This is a genomic window from Streptomyces sp. NPDC094032, from assembly GCF_040303965.1.
Taxonomy (GTDB): domain Bacteria; phylum Actinomycetota; class Actinomycetes; order Streptomycetales; family Streptomycetaceae; genus Streptomyces.
The window spans coordinates 117,594-137,302 of the sequence record NZ_JBEOUE010000015.1; the positions used below are offsets into that span (position 1 = coordinate 117,594).

22 protein-coding genes and 1 riboswitch are annotated in these 19,709 nt (G+C 71.9%); of the genes, 11 read left to right on the top strand and 11 right to left on the bottom strand.

The window, feature by feature from the left end:
- Nucleotides 1-118: 118 nt before the first annotated feature.
- Nucleotides 119-1,492 carry a cytochrome P450 gene (locus tag ABTZ54_RS21795; RefSeq protein WP_351665674.1) on the bottom strand — a complete coding sequence of 458 codons (1,374 nt, stop codon included), beginning with the start codon at nt 1,490-1,492 and terminating at the stop codon, nt 119-121.
- Between the two features lie 156 nt (nt 1,493-1,648).
- Nucleotides 1,649-2,878 carry an acyl-CoA dehydrogenase family protein gene (locus ABTZ54_RS21800; RefSeq protein WP_351665676.1) on the bottom strand — a complete coding sequence of 410 codons (1,230 nt, stop codon included), beginning with the start codon at nt 2,876-2,878 and terminating at the stop codon, nt 1,649-1,651.
- Between the two features lie 163 nt (nt 2,879-3,041).
- Between ABTZ54_RS21800 and ABTZ54_RS21805 the strand changes: the two genes are divergently transcribed.
- Entirely contained in the window at nt 3,042-3,692 is a 651-nt protein-coding gene (locus ABTZ54_RS21805; protein WP_351665678.1) for a TetR/AcrR family transcriptional regulator, read from the top strand.
- Nucleotides 3,693-3,748: 56 nt separating this feature from the next.
- Here the strand turns inward: ABTZ54_RS21805 and def are convergent, their stop codons facing one another.
- The gene (def, locus tag ABTZ54_RS21810; protein ID WP_351665680.1) at nt 3,749-4,303 is read right to left on the bottom strand and encodes a peptide deformylase; all 555 of its coding nucleotides are present in this window, start codon (nt 4,301-4,303) and stop codon (nt 3,749-3,751) included.
- Between the two features lie 114 nt (nt 4,304-4,417).
- Between def and ABTZ54_RS21815 the strand changes: the two genes are divergently transcribed.
- The 7 genes from ABTZ54_RS21815 to ABTZ54_RS21845 all read left to right on the top strand — a co-directional run bounded on the left by ABTZ54_RS21815 (nt 4,418) and on the right by ABTZ54_RS21845 (nt 10,785).
- On the top strand, nt 4,418-5,659 hold the full coding sequence (locus tag ABTZ54_RS21815; RefSeq protein WP_351665682.1) for a Mur ligase family protein: 1,242 nt from the start codon (nt 4,418-4,420) through the stop codon (nt 5,657-5,659).
- Between the two features lie 31 nt (nt 5,660-5,690).
- Nucleotides 5,691-6,419, top strand: a complete 729-nt coding sequence (locus tag ABTZ54_RS21820; protein WP_351665684.1) for a type 1 glutamine amidotransferase — start codon at nt 5,691-5,693, stop codon at nt 6,417-6,419.
- Nucleotides 6,420-6,580: 161 nt separating this feature from the next.
- Nucleotides 6,581-7,606, top strand: a complete 1,026-nt coding sequence (locus ABTZ54_RS21825; protein ID WP_351665686.1) for a 6-phosphofructokinase — start codon at nt 6,581-6,583, stop codon at nt 7,604-7,606.
- Between the two features lie 104 nt (nt 7,607-7,710).
- Entirely contained in the window at nt 7,711-8,661 is a 951-nt protein-coding gene (locus tag ABTZ54_RS21830; protein WP_351665688.1) for a cytochrome c oxidase assembly protein, read from the top strand.
- A gap of 79 nt (nt 8,662-8,740) precedes the next feature.
- The gene (locus ABTZ54_RS21835; RefSeq protein WP_351665822.1) at nt 8,741-8,944 is read left to right on the top strand and encodes a hypothetical protein; all 204 of its coding nucleotides are present in this window, start codon (nt 8,741-8,743) and stop codon (nt 8,942-8,944) included.
- A 25-nt stretch (nt 8,945-8,969) separates the two neighbouring features.
- Entirely contained in the window at nt 8,970-9,680 is a 711-nt protein-coding gene (locus tag ABTZ54_RS21840; protein WP_351665691.1) for a lysophospholipid acyltransferase family protein, read from the top strand.
- 70 nt (nt 9,681-9,750) lie between these two features.
- Nucleotides 9,751-10,785, top strand: a complete 1,035-nt coding sequence (locus ABTZ54_RS21845) for an NAD-dependent epimerase/dehydratase family protein (RefSeq protein WP_351665693.1) — start codon at nt 9,751-9,753, stop codon at nt 10,783-10,785.
- A 51-nt stretch (nt 10,786-10,836) separates the two neighbouring features.
- On the opposite strand, the gene ABTZ54_RS21850 is transcribed toward ABTZ54_RS21845, so the two are convergent.
- From ABTZ54_RS21850 to ABTZ54_RS21885, 8 genes are all read right to left on the bottom strand, one after another.
- Nucleotides 10,837-12,414 carry an alpha/beta hydrolase gene (locus ABTZ54_RS21850; protein WP_351665695.1) on the bottom strand — a complete coding sequence of 526 codons (1,578 nt, stop codon included), beginning with the start codon at nt 12,412-12,414 and terminating at the stop codon, nt 10,837-10,839.
- Between the two features lie 154 nt (nt 12,415-12,568).
- Nucleotides 12,569-13,330, bottom strand: a complete 762-nt coding sequence (locus ABTZ54_RS21855) for an urease accessory protein UreD (protein WP_351665814.1) — start codon at nt 13,328-13,330, stop codon at nt 12,569-12,571.
- On the bottom strand, nt 13,327-14,004 hold the full coding sequence (gene ureG, locus ABTZ54_RS21860) for an urease accessory protein UreG (RefSeq protein ID WP_351665697.1): 678 nt from the start codon (nt 14,002-14,004) through the stop codon (nt 13,327-13,329). The genes ABTZ54_RS21855 and ureG overlap by 4 nt, the downstream gene beginning before the upstream one ends.
- Before the next feature lie 59 nt (nt 14,005-14,063).
- Entirely contained in the window at nt 14,064-14,726 is a 663-nt protein-coding gene (locus ABTZ54_RS21865) for an urease accessory protein UreF (RefSeq protein WP_351665699.1), read from the bottom strand.
- Between the two features lie 16 nt (nt 14,727-14,742).
- A complete protein-coding gene (locus ABTZ54_RS21870) occupies nt 14,743-16,464 on the bottom strand; it encodes an urease subunit alpha (protein ID WP_351665701.1) in 1,722 nt (573 codons plus the stop codon).
- The gene (locus tag ABTZ54_RS21875; RefSeq protein WP_351665703.1) at nt 16,457-16,852 is read right to left on the bottom strand and encodes an urease subunit beta; all 396 of its coding nucleotides are present in this window, start codon (nt 16,850-16,852) and stop codon (nt 16,457-16,459) included. Before ABTZ54_RS21875 ends, ABTZ54_RS21870 begins: the two co-directional genes overlap by 8 nt.
- Before the next feature lie 14 nt (nt 16,853-16,866).
- A complete protein-coding gene (locus ABTZ54_RS21880; RefSeq protein WP_351665705.1) occupies nt 16,867-17,169 on the bottom strand; it encodes an urease subunit gamma in 303 nt (100 codons plus the stop codon).
- Between the two features lie 163 nt (nt 17,170-17,332).
- On the bottom strand, nt 17,333-17,617 hold the full coding sequence (locus tag ABTZ54_RS21885) for a type II toxin-antitoxin system Phd/YefM family antitoxin (RefSeq protein WP_351665707.1): 285 nt from the start codon (nt 17,615-17,617) through the stop codon (nt 17,333-17,335).
- 71 nt (nt 17,618-17,688) lie between these two features.
- Here ABTZ54_RS21885 and ABTZ54_RS21890 point away from each other — a divergent pair, with 71 nt between their 5' ends.
- From ABTZ54_RS21890 to ABTZ54_RS21900, 3 genes are all read left to right on the top strand, one after another.
- A complete protein-coding gene (locus ABTZ54_RS21890) occupies nt 17,689-18,315 on the top strand; it encodes an ATP-dependent Clp protease proteolytic subunit (protein WP_351665709.1) in 627 nt (208 codons plus the stop codon).
- Nucleotides 18,269-18,628 (top strand): hypothetical protein, encoded by a 360-nt coding sequence (locus tag ABTZ54_RS21895; RefSeq protein ID WP_351665711.1) that lies wholly within the window; start codon nt 18,269-18,271, stop codon nt 18,626-18,628. The genes ABTZ54_RS21890 and ABTZ54_RS21895 overlap by 47 nt, the downstream gene beginning before the upstream one ends.
- A 340-nt stretch (nt 18,629-18,968) precedes the next feature.
- A riboswitch (cyclic di-AMP (ydaO/yuaA leader) is annotated at nt 18,969-19,143 on the top strand.
- A gap of 3 nt (nt 19,144-19,146) precedes the next feature.
- Nucleotides 19,147-19,623: a C40 family peptidase gene (locus ABTZ54_RS21900; RefSeq protein ID WP_351665713.1), complete on the top strand. Its 477-nt coding sequence runs from the start codon at nt 19,147-19,149 to the stop codon at nt 19,621-19,623.
- Nucleotides 19,624-19,709: the final 86 nt, after the last annotated feature.

Genomic DNA, 19,709 nt, shown 5'->3' on the forward strand with positions numbered 1-19,709 from the left:
TGCGGTGCGTCGCAAGGCGCCGGAGCGGCTCGACAGCGGAGCTATCGGGACGTTTCGGCAACGCGGCGAGGTGCCGTGCCAGGCGCCCCGGCCCCGGCCATGATCCGCCGGACAGGCCCTAGGGCCTACGCGCCCTCAGTCGGCAGCGGGCCGGGCCGAGGGCCTGGAGGGTGATCGCGGAGGCGAGCGGCACGTGGGTGTCGATCGCCTCCAGTTCGTAGGCCTGGAGGATCATCGCGAGGGCGATCACGGACTCCAGCATCGAGAAGTGCTGGCCGACGCAGGCGCGCGGGCCGCCGCCGAAGGGGAACCAGGCGTAGCGGGGCCGCTCGGCCTCGCGTTCCGGGGTGAAGCGCTCGGGGTCGAAGCGCTCCGGGTCGTCCCAGTAGCGCGGGTGGCGGTGGGTGACCCAGGGGGCGACGATCACGTCGGCCCCGGCGGGGATCGCGTAGCCGTCGATCTCGGTGGCCTCGACGGCCCGCCGGCCGATGGCGGGGGCGGCCGGGAAGAGCCGCATGGCCTCTTTGAGGACCCGGGTGAGGTACGGCAGCGCGTCGAGGTCGGCGGCGGCCGGGGTGCGCCCGGCGAGGACCCGGTCGAGCTCCTCGTGGGCCCGCCGCTGTTCCTCGGGGTGGCGGGCGAGGAGGTGGAGGGCGAAGCCGAGCGAGGTGGCGGTGGTCTCGTGCCCGGCGAGCAGGAACACCAGGACCTGTTCGCGCAGTTCGCCCGCGTCGAAGCCGCCGTCCTCGGCGGTGCTGGCCGCGACGAGCCGGCTCAGCAGGTCCTCTCCCTCGGCGTCGCCGCCGGCCGCGCGCCGCTCGGCGATGATCCGGTCGCAGACGGCGTAAAGCTCCTCGTGGGCGGTGGCGGCGCGCCGGTTGCCGGGCGTGGGCCAGGAGCGGGGCAGCTTGCGGGGCGCGTAGCCGCGCTGCGAGACGTACGCCCCGAGCACGGGGAAGCAGCGCTCGACGATGCCGACGGCGGCCTCGACGTCGGTGCCGAAGAGGATCCGGGCGACGGCCCGCAGGGCGAGCCCGGTCATCTCGTGGACGACGTCCACGGTGTCCCGGCCCCCGGCGCGCCAGGCGTCGGTGAGCCGGTCGACCTCGATGGCGACGGCGGTCGCGTAGCCGTCGACGCTGCGGCGGGTGAAGAGCGGCTGGACGAGCCGGCGCTGGCGCAGGTAGTCGCCGTCCTGGCTGGTGAGCAGGCCGTTGCCGAAGGACTCGCGGATCTCCTGGTAGAAGGCGTTATCCTTGCGGTAGTTGGCGGCGTCGGTGGCGAGCACCCGCTGGGCGCCCTCGGCAGAGAACACGCAGTGGACGGTGGCCCGGGCACCGGGCGGCCCGGCGGTGATCCGCACGACGTCGCCGTGGTCGCGGCGGGCCTTGAGGAAGGTCCCGAGCGAGTCGTTCTTGAGGTCGAGCAGTGAGCCGATCAGCGGGACACCCGTGAGTTCGGGTATTTCCCGTGCCGTGGTCGTCCTCGCCATCCTGTCCCCCCGCATGACGTCCGTCGACGTCCGTTGACGTCCATCTGACGTTCCGTCCGACGCCCCCTGCCGTTCGCCGGTCCGTTCGATTCTGCCGCACGGGAGGGCACCCCGACAGCGGCACTCCGGCCGTTGTCGGGGCCCGTCGATCCGGGGTCAGCGGATCGGCATCCCCGACAGAGTGCGGGCGATGACCAGGCGCTGGATCTCGCTGGTGCCTTCGAAGATCGTGTAGATCGCGGCGTCGCGGTGCATCCGCTCGACCGGGTACTCGCGGGTGTAGCCGTTGCCGCCGAGGATCTGGATGGCCTGGGCGGTGACCTTCTTGGCGACCTCGCTCGCGTAGAGCTTGGACATCGAGCCCTCGGCGGAGGTGAAGGGCTTGCCGGCGGTCGCCATCCAGGAGGCGCGCCAGACGAGCAGGCGGGCGGCGTCGATCTGGGTGCGCATGTCGGCGAGCTGGAAGGCGACGCCCTGGTTGTCGATGATGGGGCGGCCGAACTGCTCGCGGGTCTTGGCGTAGTCGAGGGCGACCTCGTACGCGGCGCGGGCGGTGCCGACGGCCATGGCGCCGACGGCGGGGCGGGAGGCCTCGAAGGTGGCCATGGCGGCGTTCTTCACCCTCTCGCCACCGCCCGCCTTCGCCTTCTCACGGGCCCGGGCGAGGCGCTCGTCCAGCTTCTCCTTGCCGCCGAGCAGGCAGCTACCAGGGACGCGGACGTCCTCCAGGACGACCTCGGCGGTGTGGGAGGCGCGGATGCCGTGCTTCTGGAACTTCTGGCCCTGGGAGAGACCGGGGGTGTTCGGCGGCACGATGAAGGAGGCGTGCCCCTTGGAGCCGAGCTCGGGGTCGACGGCGGCGACGACGACGTGGACGTTGGCGATGCCGCCGTTGGTGGCCCAGGTCTTCGTGCCGTTGATCACCCACTCGTCCTTGGCCTCGTCGTAGACGGCGCGGGTGCGCAGGGAGGCCACGTCGGAGCCGGCGTCGGGCTCGGAGGAGCAGAAGGCGGCGACCTTCACGTCGGAGGCGTCGCCGTACATCTGCGGGATCCAGGTGCCTATCTGCTCCTCGGTGCCGTTGGCCAGCACGCCGACGGCGGCGAGGCCGGTGCCGACGATGGAGAGGGCGATGCCGGCGTCGCCCCAGAAGAGCTCCTCCATGGCCATCGGGATGCCCAGGCCGGTGGGATCGAAGAACTGCTGGGCGTAGAAGTCGAGCGAATAGATGCCGATCTTGGCCGCTTCCTGGATGATCGGCCAGGGCGTCTCCTCACGCTCGTCCCACTCGGCGGCCGCCGGGCGCATCACATCGGCCGCGAAGCCGTGCAGCCAGTCGCGCACCTGCTTCTGGTCGTCGTTGAGTTCGAGCGTGAACTCGGCCATGGTCCCTCCCGGCGGTATGTTACTTGCGGTAACAGTAGTCTGTTACCGGTGGGTAGAGGCTGTCAACCAGCAACAAGACGGTTCCGCCCGATCGGCACCGAGTGCCGTCCGGGTGTTACGTTGCGACAGCCTCAGGAATTCGTACGGGCGGGGAGACGCGCTTATGGACACCACACACCGGACCACCACCGACCAGCAGAAGTCGGCCGACCAACGGCGGCGGGAACTGCTGGAGGCGGCGGACCGCGTGGTGCTCCGGGACGGCCCCAAGGCCTCCATGAACGCCATCGCCGCCGAGGCCGGGATCACCAAGCCGATCCTCTACCGCCACTTCGGCGACAAGGGCGGCCTCTACCGGGCCCTCGCCACCCGCCACACCGACGCCCTGCTCTCGGCGCTGCGGGCCGCGCTGGACGCGCCCGCCGACCGCCGCCGCCGGGTCGAGTCCACCCTGGACACCTATCTCGCCTCCATCGAGGCGATGCCCCAGGTCTACCGCTTCCTCATGCACCCGGCCGAGGAGTCCCACCAGTCCGAGCAGGGCTTCGACGTGGGCCGCCACTCCGCGCCGCTGCTGCGCCGCATGGGCGAGGACCTCGGCCAGGTCATCGCGGAGCGCGTGGACCTGGGCCCCGGCAGCGAGGCCCAGGCCCGCATCTGGGGGCACGGCATCGTCGGCATGATGCACGCCGCGGGCGACTGGTGGCTCGGGGAACGCCCCTGCTCCCGGGACGAGTTGGTCCGCAGCCTGGCGGACCTGCTGTGGGGCCGGCTGGCCGCGGCCGGCGACCGGCCGGACGGGCCGGGATTCTGAGGCCCCCCGGACCGGCCGGGGTTCCGCCGCCCCGGCCGCACGCGGGCCCCGGGCGGCTACAGCGCCGCCGCCCCGCTCCCCCACGGCTCCTTCCGGATCGCCCGGAGCAGCCTGCGGCGCCCCCACCCGGTCACATGGTCGGCGTACACCCCGCCCTCCAGATGGTCGGCCTCGTGCTGGAGGCAGCGGGCGAAGAAGCCCGTACCCTCGATCCTTACCGGGGTGCCGTCCACCCGGACGCCCTCGACCACCGCGCGGTCGAAGCGGGGCGTCGGCGCCTCGAGGCCCGGCAGGGACAGGCAGCCCTCGGGGCCGCGGATCACGTCGCCGTCGGACTCGACCAGGCGCGGGTTCACCACATGGCCCAGGTGCCGGACGTCCTCGTCGTCCGGGCAGTCGTACACGAAGACCCGCAGTCCCACCCCGACCTGGTTGGCGGCGAGGCCCACGCCGTTCGCCGCGTACATGGTCGCGAACATGTCCTCGACCAGCCGGGAGAGCTCCGGACCGAAGTCGGTGACGGGTTCGCAGGGCGTGTGCAGCACCGGGTCGCCGAGCAGGGTCATCGCTCGGACGTGGCCGGAACTGCCGGGGATCAGGCGGTTTCGCATGGGCGCAAGGGTACGTTCAGGGGGCAGCCACCCGCGCCACGGAGCCGCGGGTTCGGGCTGCTGGCCGGATCTCGATAGGCTGAGCCCGGACCGACGCAAGGAGGAACAAGGACGATGTCAGGCAGCAACTCGGAGCCGCTGTCGCCGCGCGCGAAACTGGCCGTGACGGCGGGCAAGGCCGCCGCGGCGGTGTCGCGGGCCGCGGGACGCGGCAGCGGATCGGTGATCGGCGGCCGGGTCGCGCTCAAGCTGGACCCGGATCTGCTGGGGCGGCTCGCGCAGCACCTGGACGTCGTCCTCGTGTCGGCGACCAACGGAAAGACCACCACGACGCGACTGATCGCCGAGGCGCTGCGCGCCAGCGGCCCGGTCGTCTCGAACGCCCTGGGCGCCAACATGCCCGCGGGTATCACCTCGGCCCTGGCCGGGGGCTCGGACGCCAAGTACGGCGTCATCGAGGTCGACGAGAAGTACCTGGCGGGCGTCGCCCGGGACACCACCCCGAAGGCCATCGCGCTGCTCAACCTCTCCCGCGACCAGCTCGACCGCGCCGCGGAGACCCGCATGCTGGCCGAGAAGTGGCGCGAGGGCCTCAACGGCACCAAGGCCGTCGTCATCGCCAACGCGGACGACCCGCTGATCGTCTGGGCCGCCTCCTCCTCGCCGAACGTGGTGTGGGTGGCCGCGGGCCAGGAGTGGAAGGACGACGCCTGGTCCTGCCCCGCCTGCGGCGGTGTGATGCAGCGCCCCGGTGACGACTGGTTCTGCGGCGAGTGCGGCTTCCGCCGTCCGGCGCCGAGCTGGGCGCTCAGCGGCGACCACGTGCTCGACCCGCACGGTTCGGCCTGGCCGATCCACCTCCAGCTGCCGGGCCGCGCCAACAAGGCCAACGCCGCCACCTCCGCCGCGGTCGCCGCGGTCTTCGGGGTGCCGCCGCAGGTCGCCCTGGAGCGGATGTACCAGGTGCAGGCCGTGGCCGGCCGCTACGACGTGGTCTCCTTCCAGGGCCGCGAGCTGCGGCTGCTGCTGGCGAAGAACCCGGCCGGCTGGCTGGAGACCTTCTCCCTGATCGACCCGCCGCCGACCCCGGTGATCCTCTCCGTCAACGCCCGCGGCGCCGACGGCACGGACACCTCCTGGCTGTGGGACGTGGACTACGGGCGGCTGGCCGGCCACCCGATCATGGTGATCGGCGACCGCAAGCTGGACCTCGCGGTCCGCCTTGAGGTCGCGGGCGTGGACTTCCGCGTGTGCGAGACGATCGACGAGGCCGTGACGGTGGCACCGCCCGGCCAGATCGAGCTGATCGCCAACTACACCGCGTTCCAGGACGTCCGCCGCCGCGTCGGCAACTGACCCGACACGACCCCGCAGAAGGACTTGCAGCATGACTGACAGCAGCCTGCGTCTGGTCTGGGTCTACCCGGACCTGCTCAGCACCTACGGCGACCAGGGCAACGTCCTGGTCGTCGAGCGCCGCGCGCGCCAGCGCGGACTCAGCGTCGAGCGCGTCGACGTGCGCAGCGACCAGCCGGTCCCGACCTCCGGCGACATCTACCTCATCGGCGGCGGCGAGGACCGGCCGCAGCGGCTCGCGGCCGAGCGGCTGCTCCGCGACGGCGGTCTGAGCCGGGCGGCGTCCAACGGCGCGATCATCTTCTCGGTCTGCGCCGGGTACCAGATCCTGGGCCACGAGTTCGTCAACGACGTCGGCGAGCGCCAGCCCGGCCTGGGCCTGCTCGACGTGACCACGGTCCGCGGCGAGGGCGCCCGGTGCGTCGGCGACGTGCTCGCGGACATCGACCCGCACCTGGGCCTGCCCCAGCTCACCGGGTTCGAGAACCACCAGGGCGTCACCCACCTCGGCCCGACCGCCCGCCCGTTCGCCCGGACCGTCTTCGGCAACGGCAACGGCACCGGCGACGGCACCGAGGGCGCGTTCAACGACACCGTCTTCGGCACGTACATGCACGGCCCCGTGATGGCGCGGAACCCGCAGATCGCGGATCTGCTCCTGAAGCTGGCGCTGGACGTGAACGCGCTGCCGCCGACGGACGACCGCTGGTACGACGCGCTGCGCGCCGAGCGCATTGCCTCGGCCTCGCAGCCGGCCTGACGGCCCGTATCGCCCCGGTCCGCACGCATCTCGTACGAAAGTACGTTGTCCACTGTGCGGACATCCGGTTCGGCCCCGCCACCCTGCACCGATAGGGTGGCGGGGATCCAGCCGGACGACGTGGTCCGGGAGTCTGCCCACGTTGCAAAGGTTTTTGGGCTATGCGCATTGGTGTGCTCACCTCCGGCGGAGACTGCCCCGGTCTGAACGCCGTCATCCGGTCCGTCGTGCACCGCGCGGTCGTCGACCACGGTGACGAGGTCATCGGCTTCCACGACGGGTGGAAGGGGCTCCTGGAGTGCGACTACCGCAAGCTGGACCTCGACTCGGTGGCCGGCATCCTCGCCCGCGGCGGCACCATGCTCGGGTCCTCCCGGGTCCAGCCCGCGCATCTGGTCGGCGGCGTCGAGCGCGCCAAGGGCCATGTCGCGGACCTCGGGATCGACGCGATCATCCCGATCGGCGGCGAGGGCACCCTGAAGGCCGCCCATCTGCTCTCCGAGGCCGGGCTGCCGATCGTCGGCGTGCCGAAGACCATCGACAACGACATCGCCTCGACCGATGTCACCTTCGGTTTCGACACCGCCGTCACCGTGGCGACCGAGGCCCTCGACCGGCTGAAGACCACCGCCGAGTCCCACCAGCGCGTGCTGATCGTCGAGGTCATGGGCCGGCACACCGGCTGGATCGCCCTGCACTCCGGCATGGCGGCCGGCGCGCACGCGATCGTCGTGCCCGAGCGGCCCTTCGACATCGACGAGCTGACCGCCCGGGTCGGCGCCCGCTTCGAGGACGGCAAGCGCTTCGCGATCGTCGTGGTCGCCGAGGGCGCCAAGCCCCGCGAGGGCTCGATGGACTTCAAGACCGCCGGCACGGACATCTACGGCCACGAGCGCTTCACCGGCGTGGCCAACCAGCTCTCCGCCGAGCTGGAGCGGCGCCTCGGCAAGGAGGCCCGGCCGGTCATCCTCGGCCACGTCCAGCGCGGCGGCACCCCGACCGCGTACGACCGCGTCCTCGCGACCCGCTTCGGCTGGCACGCGGTGGAGGCGGCGCACCGCGGCCACTTCGGCATGCTGACGGCGCTGCGCGGCACGGACATCGAGCTGGTGCCGCTCGCGCAGGCCGTGGAGACCCTGAAGACGGTCCCGGCGGACCGCTACGCCGAGGCCGAGTGCGTGCTCTGAGCCCCGGGACACTCCCCTGAACCGCCCCCGGTCGCAGTCGCGGCCGGGGGCGGTTCTAGTCTGGTGCGGACAACAAGCGCGAATCGGGCTCCAGGAGTACAACGATGGATCACAGCGGGCACGGCATGACCATGGATCTGCCGCCGTTCACGCTGGGGCGGGCCCTGGAGTTCTCCCCCGACCTCTTCTTCCTGATCGGCTGTCTCGCCGGGCTCGGTCTGTACGGCTGGGGCGTGGCGCGGCTGCGGAAGCGCGGGGACGCGTGGCCGGTGAGCCGGACGGTGTTCTTCGCGGTGGGTGTGCTGAGCATCGCCCTGGTGATGTGCACCAAGCTCAACGACTACGGCATGGTCATGTTCAGCGTGCACATGGTGCAGCACATGGTGATCTCCATGCTGTCGCCGATCCTGCTGCTGCTCGGCGCCCCCGTGACGCTGGCGCTGCGGGCGCTGCCGGTGGCGGGCCGGGGGAACACGGGACCGCGCGAGCTGCTCCTGAAGCTGCTGCACAGCCGGTACATGCGGATCATCACGCACCCCGCGTTCACGATCTCGATGTTCATCGCGAGCCTGTACGGGCTGTACTTCACGTCGCTGTTCGACACGCTGATGGCCTCCAAGCCGGGGCACATCGGGATGATGGTCCACTTCCTGATGGTGGGCCTGGTCTTCTTCTGGCCGATCATGGGCGTCGACCCGGGCCCGCACCGGCCCGGCTATGTGATGCGGATGCTGGAGCTGTTCGCGGGGATGCCGTTCCACGCGTTCTTCGGCATCGCCATGATGATGGCGACCGAGCCCCTGGTGGACGTCTACAAGAACCCGCCGGCCTCGCTCGGGATCGACGCGCTCACCGACCAGAACGCGGCGGGCGGCATCGCCTGGGCGTTCAGCGAGATCCCCTCGGTGCTGGTCCTGATCGCCCTGGTCTACCAGTGGTACCACTCCGAGCAGCGGCAGGCGGTCCGCAAGGACCGGGCGGCGGACCGGGACGGCGACAAGGAGCTGGAGGCGTACAACGCGTACCTGGCCTCGCTCCAGGGGCGCGCCCAGTAGCACGGTTCCGCTCTCTTCGCAGGGCTGGCGCACGACGGGTCCCAGGAGTCACGATGGCTTCGAGGAGGGCTGAGCGATGATGTCCGGTCCCACGAAGACGATGGCGGCGGTCACCGCCGCCGCCCTGGTGCTCACCACCGCGTACACGGTGGCGCTCGGCAGCAGCGGCTGGCTCTGGTTCGGCTGGGTGGTGCTCGGCGTGGTCACCCTCGGGATGGCCGCCGCCGACAGCGGCGAGCCCCAGGTCCGCCGCCCGCGTCCGCGTCCGAAACCCCAGCCCTGATCCGTACGACGAACGGGGGTTGTCGGTGTTCTACTCCGTGCTCAAGTACGTCCTGCTGGGCCCCCTCCTGAGGCTGCTGTTCCGGCCGCGCGTGGAGGGTCTCGATCATGTCCCGGAGGAGGGTGCGGCGATCGTCGCCGGCAATCACCTGTCCTTCTCGGACCACTTCCTGATGCCGGTGATGCTGGACCGCAGGATCACCTTCCTGGCGAAGCAGGAGTACTTCACGGGCCCGGGTCTGAAGGGGCGGCTGACGGCGGCGTTCTTCCGGGGCGTGGGGCAGATCCCGGTGGACCGCTCCGGGCAGGAGGCGGGGCGGGCCGCGATCCGGGAGGGGCTCGGGGTGCTGGCCCGGGGCGAGCTGCTCGGCATCTATCCCGAGGGGACGCGCTCGCCCGACGGGCGGCTCTACAAGGGCAAGGTCGGGGTGGCCGTGATGGCGCTGACCGCCGGGGTGAGGGTGGTGCCCTGCGCGATGGTCGGGACCTTCGAGATCCAGCCGCCCGGGCGGGTCCTGCCGAGGATCCAGCGGGTCACCATCCGGTTCGGGGAGCCGCTGGACTTCTCGCGGCACGCGGGGCTGGAGGGGCGCCGGGAGGTGGTCCGGGCGGTGACGGACGAGATCATGGCGGCGATCCTCGCGCTGTCCGGGCAGGAGTACGTGGACGAGTACGCGGTGAAGGTCAAGGCGGCGGGCGGTGCGGGCGAGGCGCCCGGGAAGTTCCCGTCGGGCTGACGCTGACGGCGGATCCGCGCACGGCGAACGGGCCTGGGCCCGGCGGCCCGCGGCCCGTAGCGTCCCCGGCATGACCAAGGGAAACGCGTTCGTGCTGGGAGCGACGGGACAGATCGGACGGGCGGCCGTGCGGGCGCTCGTCGAGGACGGCTGGGAGGTGACGGCCGGCTCGCGCAGGGGCGGCCGGGACGAGAAGTGGCCGGCGGAGGTCCGGTCGGCGGTGGTGGACCGCACGGAGGAGGGGGCGCTCGCGGCGGCGCTCGGCGAGGGCACCGACGTCCTGGTGGACGTGGTGGCCTTCGACGCGGGGCACGGGCGGCAGCTGACGGCTCTCGCGGACCGGATCGGCTCGGCGGTGGTGATCTCCAGCGCGGCCGTGTACCAGGACGCGCGGGGTCGGAATTTCGACACGCAGGACGAGCCGGACGGCTTCCCGGACTATCCGCTGCCGATCCCCGAGACCCTGGGGACGGTCGCGCCGGGTGACGGCTCGTACAGCACCCGGAAGGTGGCGCTGGAGCGGGAGCTGCTGGCGGCGGGCGAGAAGATGCCGACCACCCTGCTGCGCGCGACGGCCGTGCACGGCCCGTACAGCCCGGGGCCGCGCGAACTGTGGTTCGTGAAGCGGGCGCTCGACGGGCGCCCGGTGCGGATCCTGGCGGAGGGCGGGCGGTCCGTCTTCCATCCGGTGGGCGTCGACAACCTGGCGGAGCTGATCCGGCTGGCCGCCGCGAAGCCGGGGAGCCGGGTGCTCAACGCGGCCGACCCGCAGGCGCCGTCGGTGGCCGAGATCGGGGCGGCGATCGACGCGGCGATGGGGGTGACCAGCGAGACGGTGCTGTTCGAGGGGCCGCCGGGGAAGGACATGATCGGCTACACCCCGTGGACGACTCCTCGTCCGATGGTCTGCGACATGACGGCGGCGGAGCGGGAGCTCGGCTACCGGCCGGTGGTGGGGTACGCGGAGTCGCTGCCCGCCACGATCGAGTTCCTGGCGGCGACGGTCGCCGAGCGGGACTGGCGGGAGGCGTTCCCGGGGCTCGTGAGGTACGGGGTGGACTTCTTCGACTACCCGGCGGAGGACGCCTGGCTGGCCGCGCGCTGACACGCGGAGGGGCGGCCGCCGTACGGCGACCGCCCCTCTGTGGTGCGGGTGTTACGGCTGGGGCGTGGCGTGCGGCTCGCAGGTCACGTCCTGGTCGTCCACCTTGCCGGTGAGCAGGTAGGTCTCGACCCGCGGGTTGATGCAGGGGTTCACCAGACCGGTGACACCGTGCGAGCCCGCGTTCTTCTCGGTGATGAGGCGGGAGCCCTTGAACCGCTTGTGCAGCTCGACCGCGCCGACGTACGGCGTCGCCGCGTCACGCTCGGACTGGACGATGAGCACGGGCGGCAGGCCCTTGCCGGTCTTGACCTGGGTCGGCTTCTGCTGCGGCGCGGACCAGGTGGCGCACGGCAGGTTCATCCAGGCGTTCGCCCAGGTCATGAACGGGTACTGCTCGTGGAGCCGGGAGTTGTCCCGGTCCCACTTCTTCCAGCTGGTCGGCCAGGCGGCGTCGGCGCACTCGACGGCGGTGTAGACGGCGTTGCCGTTCTCCGACGCGATGTTGCCGGCCGTGTCGGTGAGGTCCGCGGCGGCGCCGTCGATCAGCGGCTGCGGGTCACCCTGGACGTACGCGCTCCAGGCCTCGGCGACCGGGACCCACGAGGAGTCGTAGTACGGGGCGCTCTGGAAGAAGCCGATGAGCTCGGCCGGTCCGACCTTGCCGCCGAGGGGGTTCTTCTTGGCGGCGGCGCGCAGGGTCACCCACTGCTGCCGCACCTCGGCGTAGGTCTTGCCGAGGTGGTAGGCGTCGTCGTGCTGGGCGACCCAGGTCATCCAGTCCTTCAGACGTCCCTCGAAGGCGATGTCCTGTTCCAGGTTGGCCTGGTACCAGATGTTGCTCTTCTCCGGGTTGACCACGCTGTCGACGATCATGCGGCGCACGTGGTTCGGGTACAGCGTGCCGTAGACGGCGCCCAGGTAGGTGCCGTACGAGACGCCGATGAAGTTGAGCTTCTTCTCGCCGAGGGCGGCCCGGATGACGTCGAGGTCACGGGCGGTGTTGCGGGTCGTCATGTAGGGCAGCATGTCGCCGCTCTTCTCGGCGCAGCCCTTGGCGTACTCGGCGGCCAGCTTGCGCTGGGCCAGCTTGTCCGCCTCGGTGTCCGGGACCGGGTCCAGCTTCGGGCCCTTGACGAAGTCGGTCGGGTCGACGCAGGAGATCGGCGCCGAGTGGCCGACACCGCGCGGGTCGAAGCCGACGAAGTCGTACGCCTTCGCGGTGTTCACCCAGAGCGGGTTCTTGGTGGTGACCCGGCGCGGGAAGCGCAGGCCGGAGCCGCCGGGGCCGCCGGGGTTGTAGAGCAGGGCGCCCTGGCGCTCGGCCGGGGTGCCGGTGGACACCGCGCGGTCGACGGCGAGCTTGATCTTCTTGCCGTTGGGCTTGGCGTAGTCGACCGGGACGGTGACCCAGCCGCACTGGATGGGCTTGGCGAAGCCCCAGTCGGCCGGGCAGTCCTGCCAGTCGATGCCGGCCTTGGCGGCCGCGGCGGCGGCGATGGTCGCGCCGCGCGCCTCGTCGTCACGGTCGTGGCCGGTGACGGCACCGGCCGTCGGGGCCGCGAGCGCGGTCGCCATGAGCGTGCCGGCTATCAGAGTGCCGGCGGAGCCGAGCACTGCTGTACGTCTCAAGTGGTTCCTCCCCCTCGGTGGGCGCCGCCCCCGTGGCAGCGCCGTGGTGGGCTGTTCGGGGGATCCTTTCGTCCTTGGGGCCTCCGGTAAAAGGGCGTACACGTGTTTCTTTACCGAACCAATAACCGGAGAGCGGTGTACCGCTGAGCGGAACTCACCGCGGAGCGAGCAGCTCCAGGCCCTCGTCCAGGGCGCGGCGCAGGGCGAGGGCGTCCGGCGCGACGGCGGTGACCAGGGCGGCCGGACCGGCGAGGGGGACGAGCACGGCGTGCTCGCCGAGGAGCCGGGGTGTGGGCTGTTTGCCCCCGTTCGCCCCCTCTTGTTCGAAATCCGGGTCGACGACGAGGAGTTGCCCGGTGGCGCGGTGGCCGCCGAGGACGGCGGGGCCGTCCCAGCCGCCGGGGGCGCCGGGGCCGTGGGCGAGCTCCTGGTCGAACAGCGGGCGGCCGGCGCGCCGCACGGTCAGCCGGGAGGTGAGGGTGCCGGGCCGCTCGCCGTACCGGCCGAGGATCTGCTCCTCCCGGAGCACCAGCCGGGCGTCGGCGGCGAGTTCCACCGTGGTCCGCATCCGCAGCTCGGAGCCCTCGGCCGAGACCAGCTGCTCGGGCAGCCAGCGCAGCTCCGCGCCCGCGCCGACGGTGAGCGCGATGTCGTACGTGGCGGGGGCGCCGTCGACGCCGGGCAGGGCGACGGTCGCGGCGGCGGAGTCGACCAGGAGCCGCGCCCCGTCCCGTACCTCGGCCTCCAGGAGGAGCCGGTCGCCGCCGAGCGGGGCGCTCATGGCGCCGACGACGGTGACCCGGGCGTACGGTCCGGAGGCGCGGGTGCGGCGCAGGGCGAGCGGCCCGGCGCTCTCCAGGACGGGGAGCGAACCGCCCGGCGCGGCGACGATCCGGGCGGTGGCCCGCAGGCTCATGCGGTCCATGCGGCGAGGCGGGCGCGGACCCAGTCGGCGACCGGGGCGACGCCCTCGGCGGAGCGGAGCGACTGGAAGGCGACGGGCAGTTCGCCGCGCTGGGCGGCGGCGTCGCCGGCCATCCGGTCCAGGTCGGAGCCCACATGCGGGGCCAGGTCGGTCTTGTTGACGACGAGCAGGTCGGCGGTGGTCACACCGGGGCCGCCCTTGCGCGGGATGTCGTCGCCGCCGGCGACGTCGATGACGAAGATCTGGGCGTCGACGAGGCCCCGGGAGAAGGTGGCGGTGAGGTTGTCGCCGCCCGACTCGACGAGGATGAGGTCGAGCGGGCCGACCGTGTCCTCCAGTTCCTCGACGGCTTCGAGGTTGGCGGAGATGTCGTCGCGGATCGCGGTGTGCGGGCAGGCGCCGGTCTCGACGGCCTGGATCCGCTCGGGCGGCAGCACCGCCTCGCGGAGCAGGAACTCTGCGTCCTCGCGGGTGTAGATGTCGTTGGTGACGACGGCGAGGGAGAGGGTGTCGCGCAGCTCGCGGCAGAGCGCGGCGACGGTGGCGGTCTTGCCGGAGCCGACCGGGCCGCCGAGGCCGATGCGCAGGGCGCGGCGGGTGCCGTCGGGGCGGTGGGCGTCGGCGGAGACGGCGTGGATGTGGTCGTTGCCGTGGTCGAGGTGCATGAGGGGCTCCAGTGGTCTCGGATACTCGCAGTGGCGGGTTGCGGCCCGCGACTGCGGGCTCAGGAGGCGAAGAGGCGGACCGGCCAGGTCGCGTGCTGTTCGGCGGTGAGGTCGAGCAGCGGGGCCGAGGCGGCGGGCAGGGCGTGCACGTCGCCCTCGCGGGCCGCGTCGGCGGCGCGGGCGGCGACCCGGTCGAGCTCGGGGGCGAGCCGGGCGAGGACGGCGGTGGCCTGGAAGGGGTCGAGCCCGAGCAGCCGGACGACGGCGGTGGCGGGCCCGCTGACCGTCTCGTACCCGACGCAGTGCGCCGCCTCCTCGGGGCCGAGTCCGGCGGCGCGGGCCGCCGTGCCGAGGACCACCGGCTGGTGGGCGCCGCGCGGGAACGCGGCGGCCAGCCGGTCGAGTTCGGGGCCCGGCCAGGCCGCCCGGGCGGCCCGCATCATCTGCCGGCCGAGCCTGCGGGCGGTGGCGCGCAGGGCGGGCGAGGGGGTACGGGCGTCGGCGGCGGCGTCGAGCTCGTACGGGTCGGCGCCGAGCGCCGCCGCGGCCGCGAGCGCGGCCGAGGTGAGCCCGGTGGTGTGCAGCCGGCCGCGGCAGAACGCCTCCAGGTCGGCGGCGTCCTTGAGGCGGCCGGCCTTGACGGCGGCCTCGGCGCCGCCCGAGTGGGCGTGCCCGCCGGCGGGGAAACGCCCGTCGGCGAGCACGAGCAGTGCGGATCTCATGGTGGTGCGGGGCCCGTCAGAAGAGGAAGTAACGCTGGGCCATGGGGAGTTCGGCGGCGGGGGCCGGTTCGACCGGTTCGCCGTCGATGGTCACCGAGAAGGTGTCGGCGTCGACCTCGACCCGGGGCAGGGCGTCGTTCTCCCGCATGTCGGCCTTGGTGATCCGCCGGGTGGAGCCGATCGCGGTGAACTCCTTGTGCAGGCCGAGGCGTTGCGGCAGGTCGTCCTCGATCGCGGCTTCGGCCACGAAGTTGACCGAACCGGCCGCCGCCGCCCGGCCCAGGGCGCCGAACATCGGGCGCGGCAGCACCGGCTGGGGCGTGGGGATGGAGGCGTTGGCGTCGCCCATCTGCGCGTACGCGATCTGCCCGCCCTTGATCACGACGAGCGGCTTGACGCCGAAGAAGGCGGGCTCCCACAGCACCAGGTCGGCCAGCTTGCCGGGTTCGACCGAGCCGATGAGATGGCCCATGCCCTGCGCGACGGCCGGGTTGATCGTGTACTTGGCGACATAGCGCCGGGCCCGGTGGTTGTCGGCTGCGCCGTCGCCGGGGAGCGCGCCGCGCCGCTTCTTCATCACATGGGCGGTCTGCCAGGTCCGCATGATCACCTCGCCGATCCGGCCCATGGCCTGGGAGTCGGAGGAGATGATCGAGATGGCCCCGAGGTCGTGCAGGACGTCCTCGGCCGCGATGGTCGAGGGCCGGATCCGGGACTCGGCGAAGGCCAGGTCCTCGGGGACGGCCGGGTTGAGGTGGTGGCAGACCATCAGCATGTCGAGGTGTTCCTCGATGGTGTTGACGGTGTGCGGCCGGGTCGGGTTGGTCGAGCTGGGCAGTATGTGCGGCTCGGAGACCACGGTGATGATGTCGGGCGCGTGCCCGCCGCCCGCGCCCTCCGTGTGGTACGCGTGGATGGTGCGCCCGCCGATGGCGGCGAGGGTGTCGCCGACGAAACCGGCCTCGTTGAGGGTGTCGGTGTGGATGGCCAGCTGGGCGCCGGTCTCCTCGCAGACGCTCAGACAGGCGTCGATGACGGCCGGGGTGGCGCCCCAGTCCTCGTGGATCTTGAAGCCGAGGGCGCCGCCGCGCAGTTGGGAGTGCATGGCCTCCCGGGACATCGTGTTGCCCTTGCCGAGCAGACCGATGTTGACGGGGAAGGTGTCCAGGGCCTCGAACATCCGGGCCATGTGCCAGGGGCCGGGGGTGATCGTGGTGGCCTTGGTGCCCTCGGCCGGTCCCGTGCCGCCGCCGACGAGGGTGGTGACGCCGGTGGCGAGGGCCTGCTCGACGACGGTCGGCGAGATGAAGTGGACATGGGTGTCGACGGCGCCGGCGGTGACGATCCGCCCGTTGCCGACGATCACCTCGGTCTCGGGGCCGATGACGAGGTCGGGGTGGACGCCGTCCATCGTGTCGGGGTTGCCGGCCTTGCCGAGGGCGGTGATCCGGCCGTCGCGGATGCCGATGTCGGCCTTGACGATGCCCCAGTGGTCGATGACCACGACACCGGTGATCACGGTGTCCGGGGCGCCTTCGGCGCGGGTGGTCCTGGACTGGCCCATGGACTCGCGGATGACCTTGCCGCCGCCGAACACGGCCTCCTCGCCGGCGCGGCCGGGACCGCCGGAGCGGTCCTCCTCGATCTCGACGAGCAGGTCGGTGTCGGCGAGCCGGATCCGGTCGCCGGTGGTGGGGCCGAACAGGTCGGCGTAGACGGCGCGGTGCAGCTCAGGCACGGTCGCCTCCGTTCGGCTCGGTGCGGTCGGTGGCGATCTCGGTGTCGTCGGTGGCTTGGGTGCCGTCGGTGTCTTCGGTCTCGTCGAGGGGGCCCGCCGTCTCGCCGCGCAGGCCGGGGACGACCCGGCGGCCGGCGATCGGCACGAGCTCGACCTCGACGGGGATGCCCGGCTCGAAGCGCACGGCGGTGCCCGCGGCGATGTTCAGCCGCAGTCCGCGGGCGGCGGCACGGTCGAACTCCAGGCCGGGGTTGGCCTCGGCGAAGTGGTAGTGGGAGCCGACCTGGACGGGCCGGTCGGCGGCGTTGAGGACGGTGAGGCGGCTGACGGGGCGGCCCTCGTTGAGGACCACGGGCCCGTCCGCGTACAGGATCTCTCCGGGGATCATCGGTCGCTCCCCCGTCAGATGATCGGCTCGTGGACGGTGACCAGCTTGGTGCCGTCGGGGAAGGTGGCCTCGACCTGGACGTCGTGGATCATCTCGGAGATGCCGTCCATGACCTCGGCGCGGGTGAGCACCTTGCGGCCGGAGGCCATCAGCTCGGCGACGGTGCGCCCGTCCCGGGCGCCTTCGAGGACGTGCGAGGTGATGAGCGCGACGGCCTCGGGGTGGTTGAGGAGCACACCGCGTGCCCGGCGCTTCTCGGCCACATCCGCCGCGACATGGATGAGCAGCCGTTCCTGCTCATGGGGGCTGAGTTGCACGCTTCCACCTCACTGTCGTCACCGGGCATGAGTCCCGGACGCAGGGACCCTAGCGATCTTCAACACTCTGTTGAAGGCGCAAAAGGGCCCCTGCGTCAGACATTGCACGTTAGGGCGGAAGTTTTTCCTGCTCGTTAACTCGCGCTTTGCGACGCCATGGAGTTCAGCCCGTGGGAGTACCCGGCTCGCGATGGTGGGCGGCGATGCCGAAACGGCGCTGTTCACCCGGAGCGGACGCGATCGAGTGGACGCCGGAGACGGTGCTGACCGCCCGCTCCTCGGCCGGCTGCTCGGCCGCTTCGAGAAGCTCCAGGTCGGCGGCGGACACCAGGGCGACGAGCGGCTTGCCGTGGCGGGTGACGACCACGCGCTCATTGCCGTAGACGACGCGGTTGATCAGATCGGCGAGCTCTGCGCGCGCTTGCGTCACCGGAATCTCATAGGCCATGCTCCTCATCTTACGGCCTGTACGTCCTGTACATTTTTTACAGACAGCGAAGGCAGACAGAGGAGTACGCCATGCCCGACGCCCGCCATGTCCTTCCCGAGTTCACCGAGCGCACCACGTACGGCACCCGCACCCTCGACCCCTACTCGAAGCTGCTCGAAGGCCGCATCGTCTTCCTCGGCACGCCGGTCGACGAGACCTCGGCCAACGACGCCATCGCCCAGTTCCTGCACCTCGACTACGCGGCCCCCGGGCAGCCGGTCTCCCTCTACATCAACTCCCCCGGCGGCTCGATCAGCGCGATGACCGCGATCTACGACACCATGCGGACGCTGTCCTGCGAGGTGGAGACCACCTGCCTCGGCCAGGCCGTCGGCCCCGCCGCCGTCCTGCTCGCGGCCGGAGCCCCCGGACGCCGACTGGCACTGCCGGGCGCCCGGATCGTCCTCCAGCAGCCCGCCCTGGACGAACCGTTGCGGGGGCAGCCCAGCGATCTGGACATCCACGCCCGGGAATTGCTGCGCCAGCGGGAGCTGGTCGTCGGCCTCCTGGCCGAGCACACCGGCCGGAGCCGCGAGCAGGCCGCCGCCGACACCGACCGGACCACCGTCCTGGACGCCCCGGCCGCCCTCGCGTACGGGATCGTGGACCATGTGGTGCGCAGCCGCGGCCGCGCCGCCGGCGCCGGGGAGGGGTGAGCCCGCCGTGGTCCCGGAGCCGCCGCCGCTCCCCGCACTGACGCGCGCCGAGGGCGAGTTCGTCGACAGCTACCTCGAAGTCGTCGACCTCCTGGGGCGGATCAATCCATCCAGATCCACGCATACCTATGGGGCGCTCCGCGCCGCCCAGGCGCTGGTGGGACGGGCGGCCGCCCTCCGCGATGCCCTGACGCTCATGCATATGCGGGGCGAGAGCGAGGTCCACGCCGACACATTGGCGCGCGCGTTACGGGTGTTGGACGGAGAGCGACGGGCCGGCCGGGTCACCGTCCCCGAGGAGCCCGCGAGTTGACACTCCCGCGTGTCGTGTCGAGGGCCGGCCGGGGCACGGGGGCCGCAGAATCGCTCCCCCGTTCGGCGTAGTCGACACATCGACATCAAGCTCATACGAGTTGCGCCACAGAAGTACACATCTGGCGGAATCGGGCTTTCCCTCGCAGGTGGAGGGCTCATCGGCCAAAACTCCGAAGATCGAGAAACCCGACTGTCCACCCGTATGGATCAGTCGTGAGGAGCCTCACATATCGCCGTTTCAGCTCGGATTTCGCCCTGCCTGTGGGTCAAGATCCTCGACGACGACAAGCCCCCGCCACCCACGGCGGGGCGGTCCGGGCGGACGCCGAGTCCTGCCGCTGTCCCGGACGTCTGGTCGACAGGAGTGGATCGGCAGGAGTGGAGGACCCGAGCAGTACGGGACGTTCGCGCAGTGTGCGGACGTTCCTCGGGGTGAAGCCGCAGCCGCGGCCGGGCATCTTCGCCTGCCCGAACCCGACAGGTCATCCTTCACAGGCGGCTGACGAAGGGTTGCGCATGACTGCGCAGATTCATGTCCCGTCCCTGCTGTCCCGGGCCGGAGCCGTCTCGGCTCTCACCCTCGCCGCCGTCGGCGGCACGCTGCTCGCCCCAGGAGCGGCGCCGGAGGCCCAGGCCGCGACGTCCTACGCCAACAAGGCCTTGAACGTCGCCGCCTCGAAGAAGGGATCGCCCTACAGGTACGGAGCCACGGGGCCAAGTCGCTTCGACTGCTCGGGCCTCACGCTCTACTCGTACAAGAAGGCGGGCAAGACGCTGCCCCGCACCGCGCAGCAGCAGTACAACAAGACCCGGCACATCTCGGCGGCCGGCCGGCAGAAGGGGGACCTGGTCTTCTTCCATTCCGGCGGAAGGGTGTACCACGTCGGAATCTACGCGGGTAACAACAGGATCTGGCACTCGCCGAAGACCGGCTCATGGGTGAAGCTGGACAAGATCTGGAGCTCGAAGGTCTATTACGGCCGCGTCCGCTGATGCGCTGACGCGCTGACGCGCTGAACGACGGTGCGGGAGGAGCGCCCGGTGGCGCCGCCGGCCCCTCCTCCCGCCCGACACCCCTC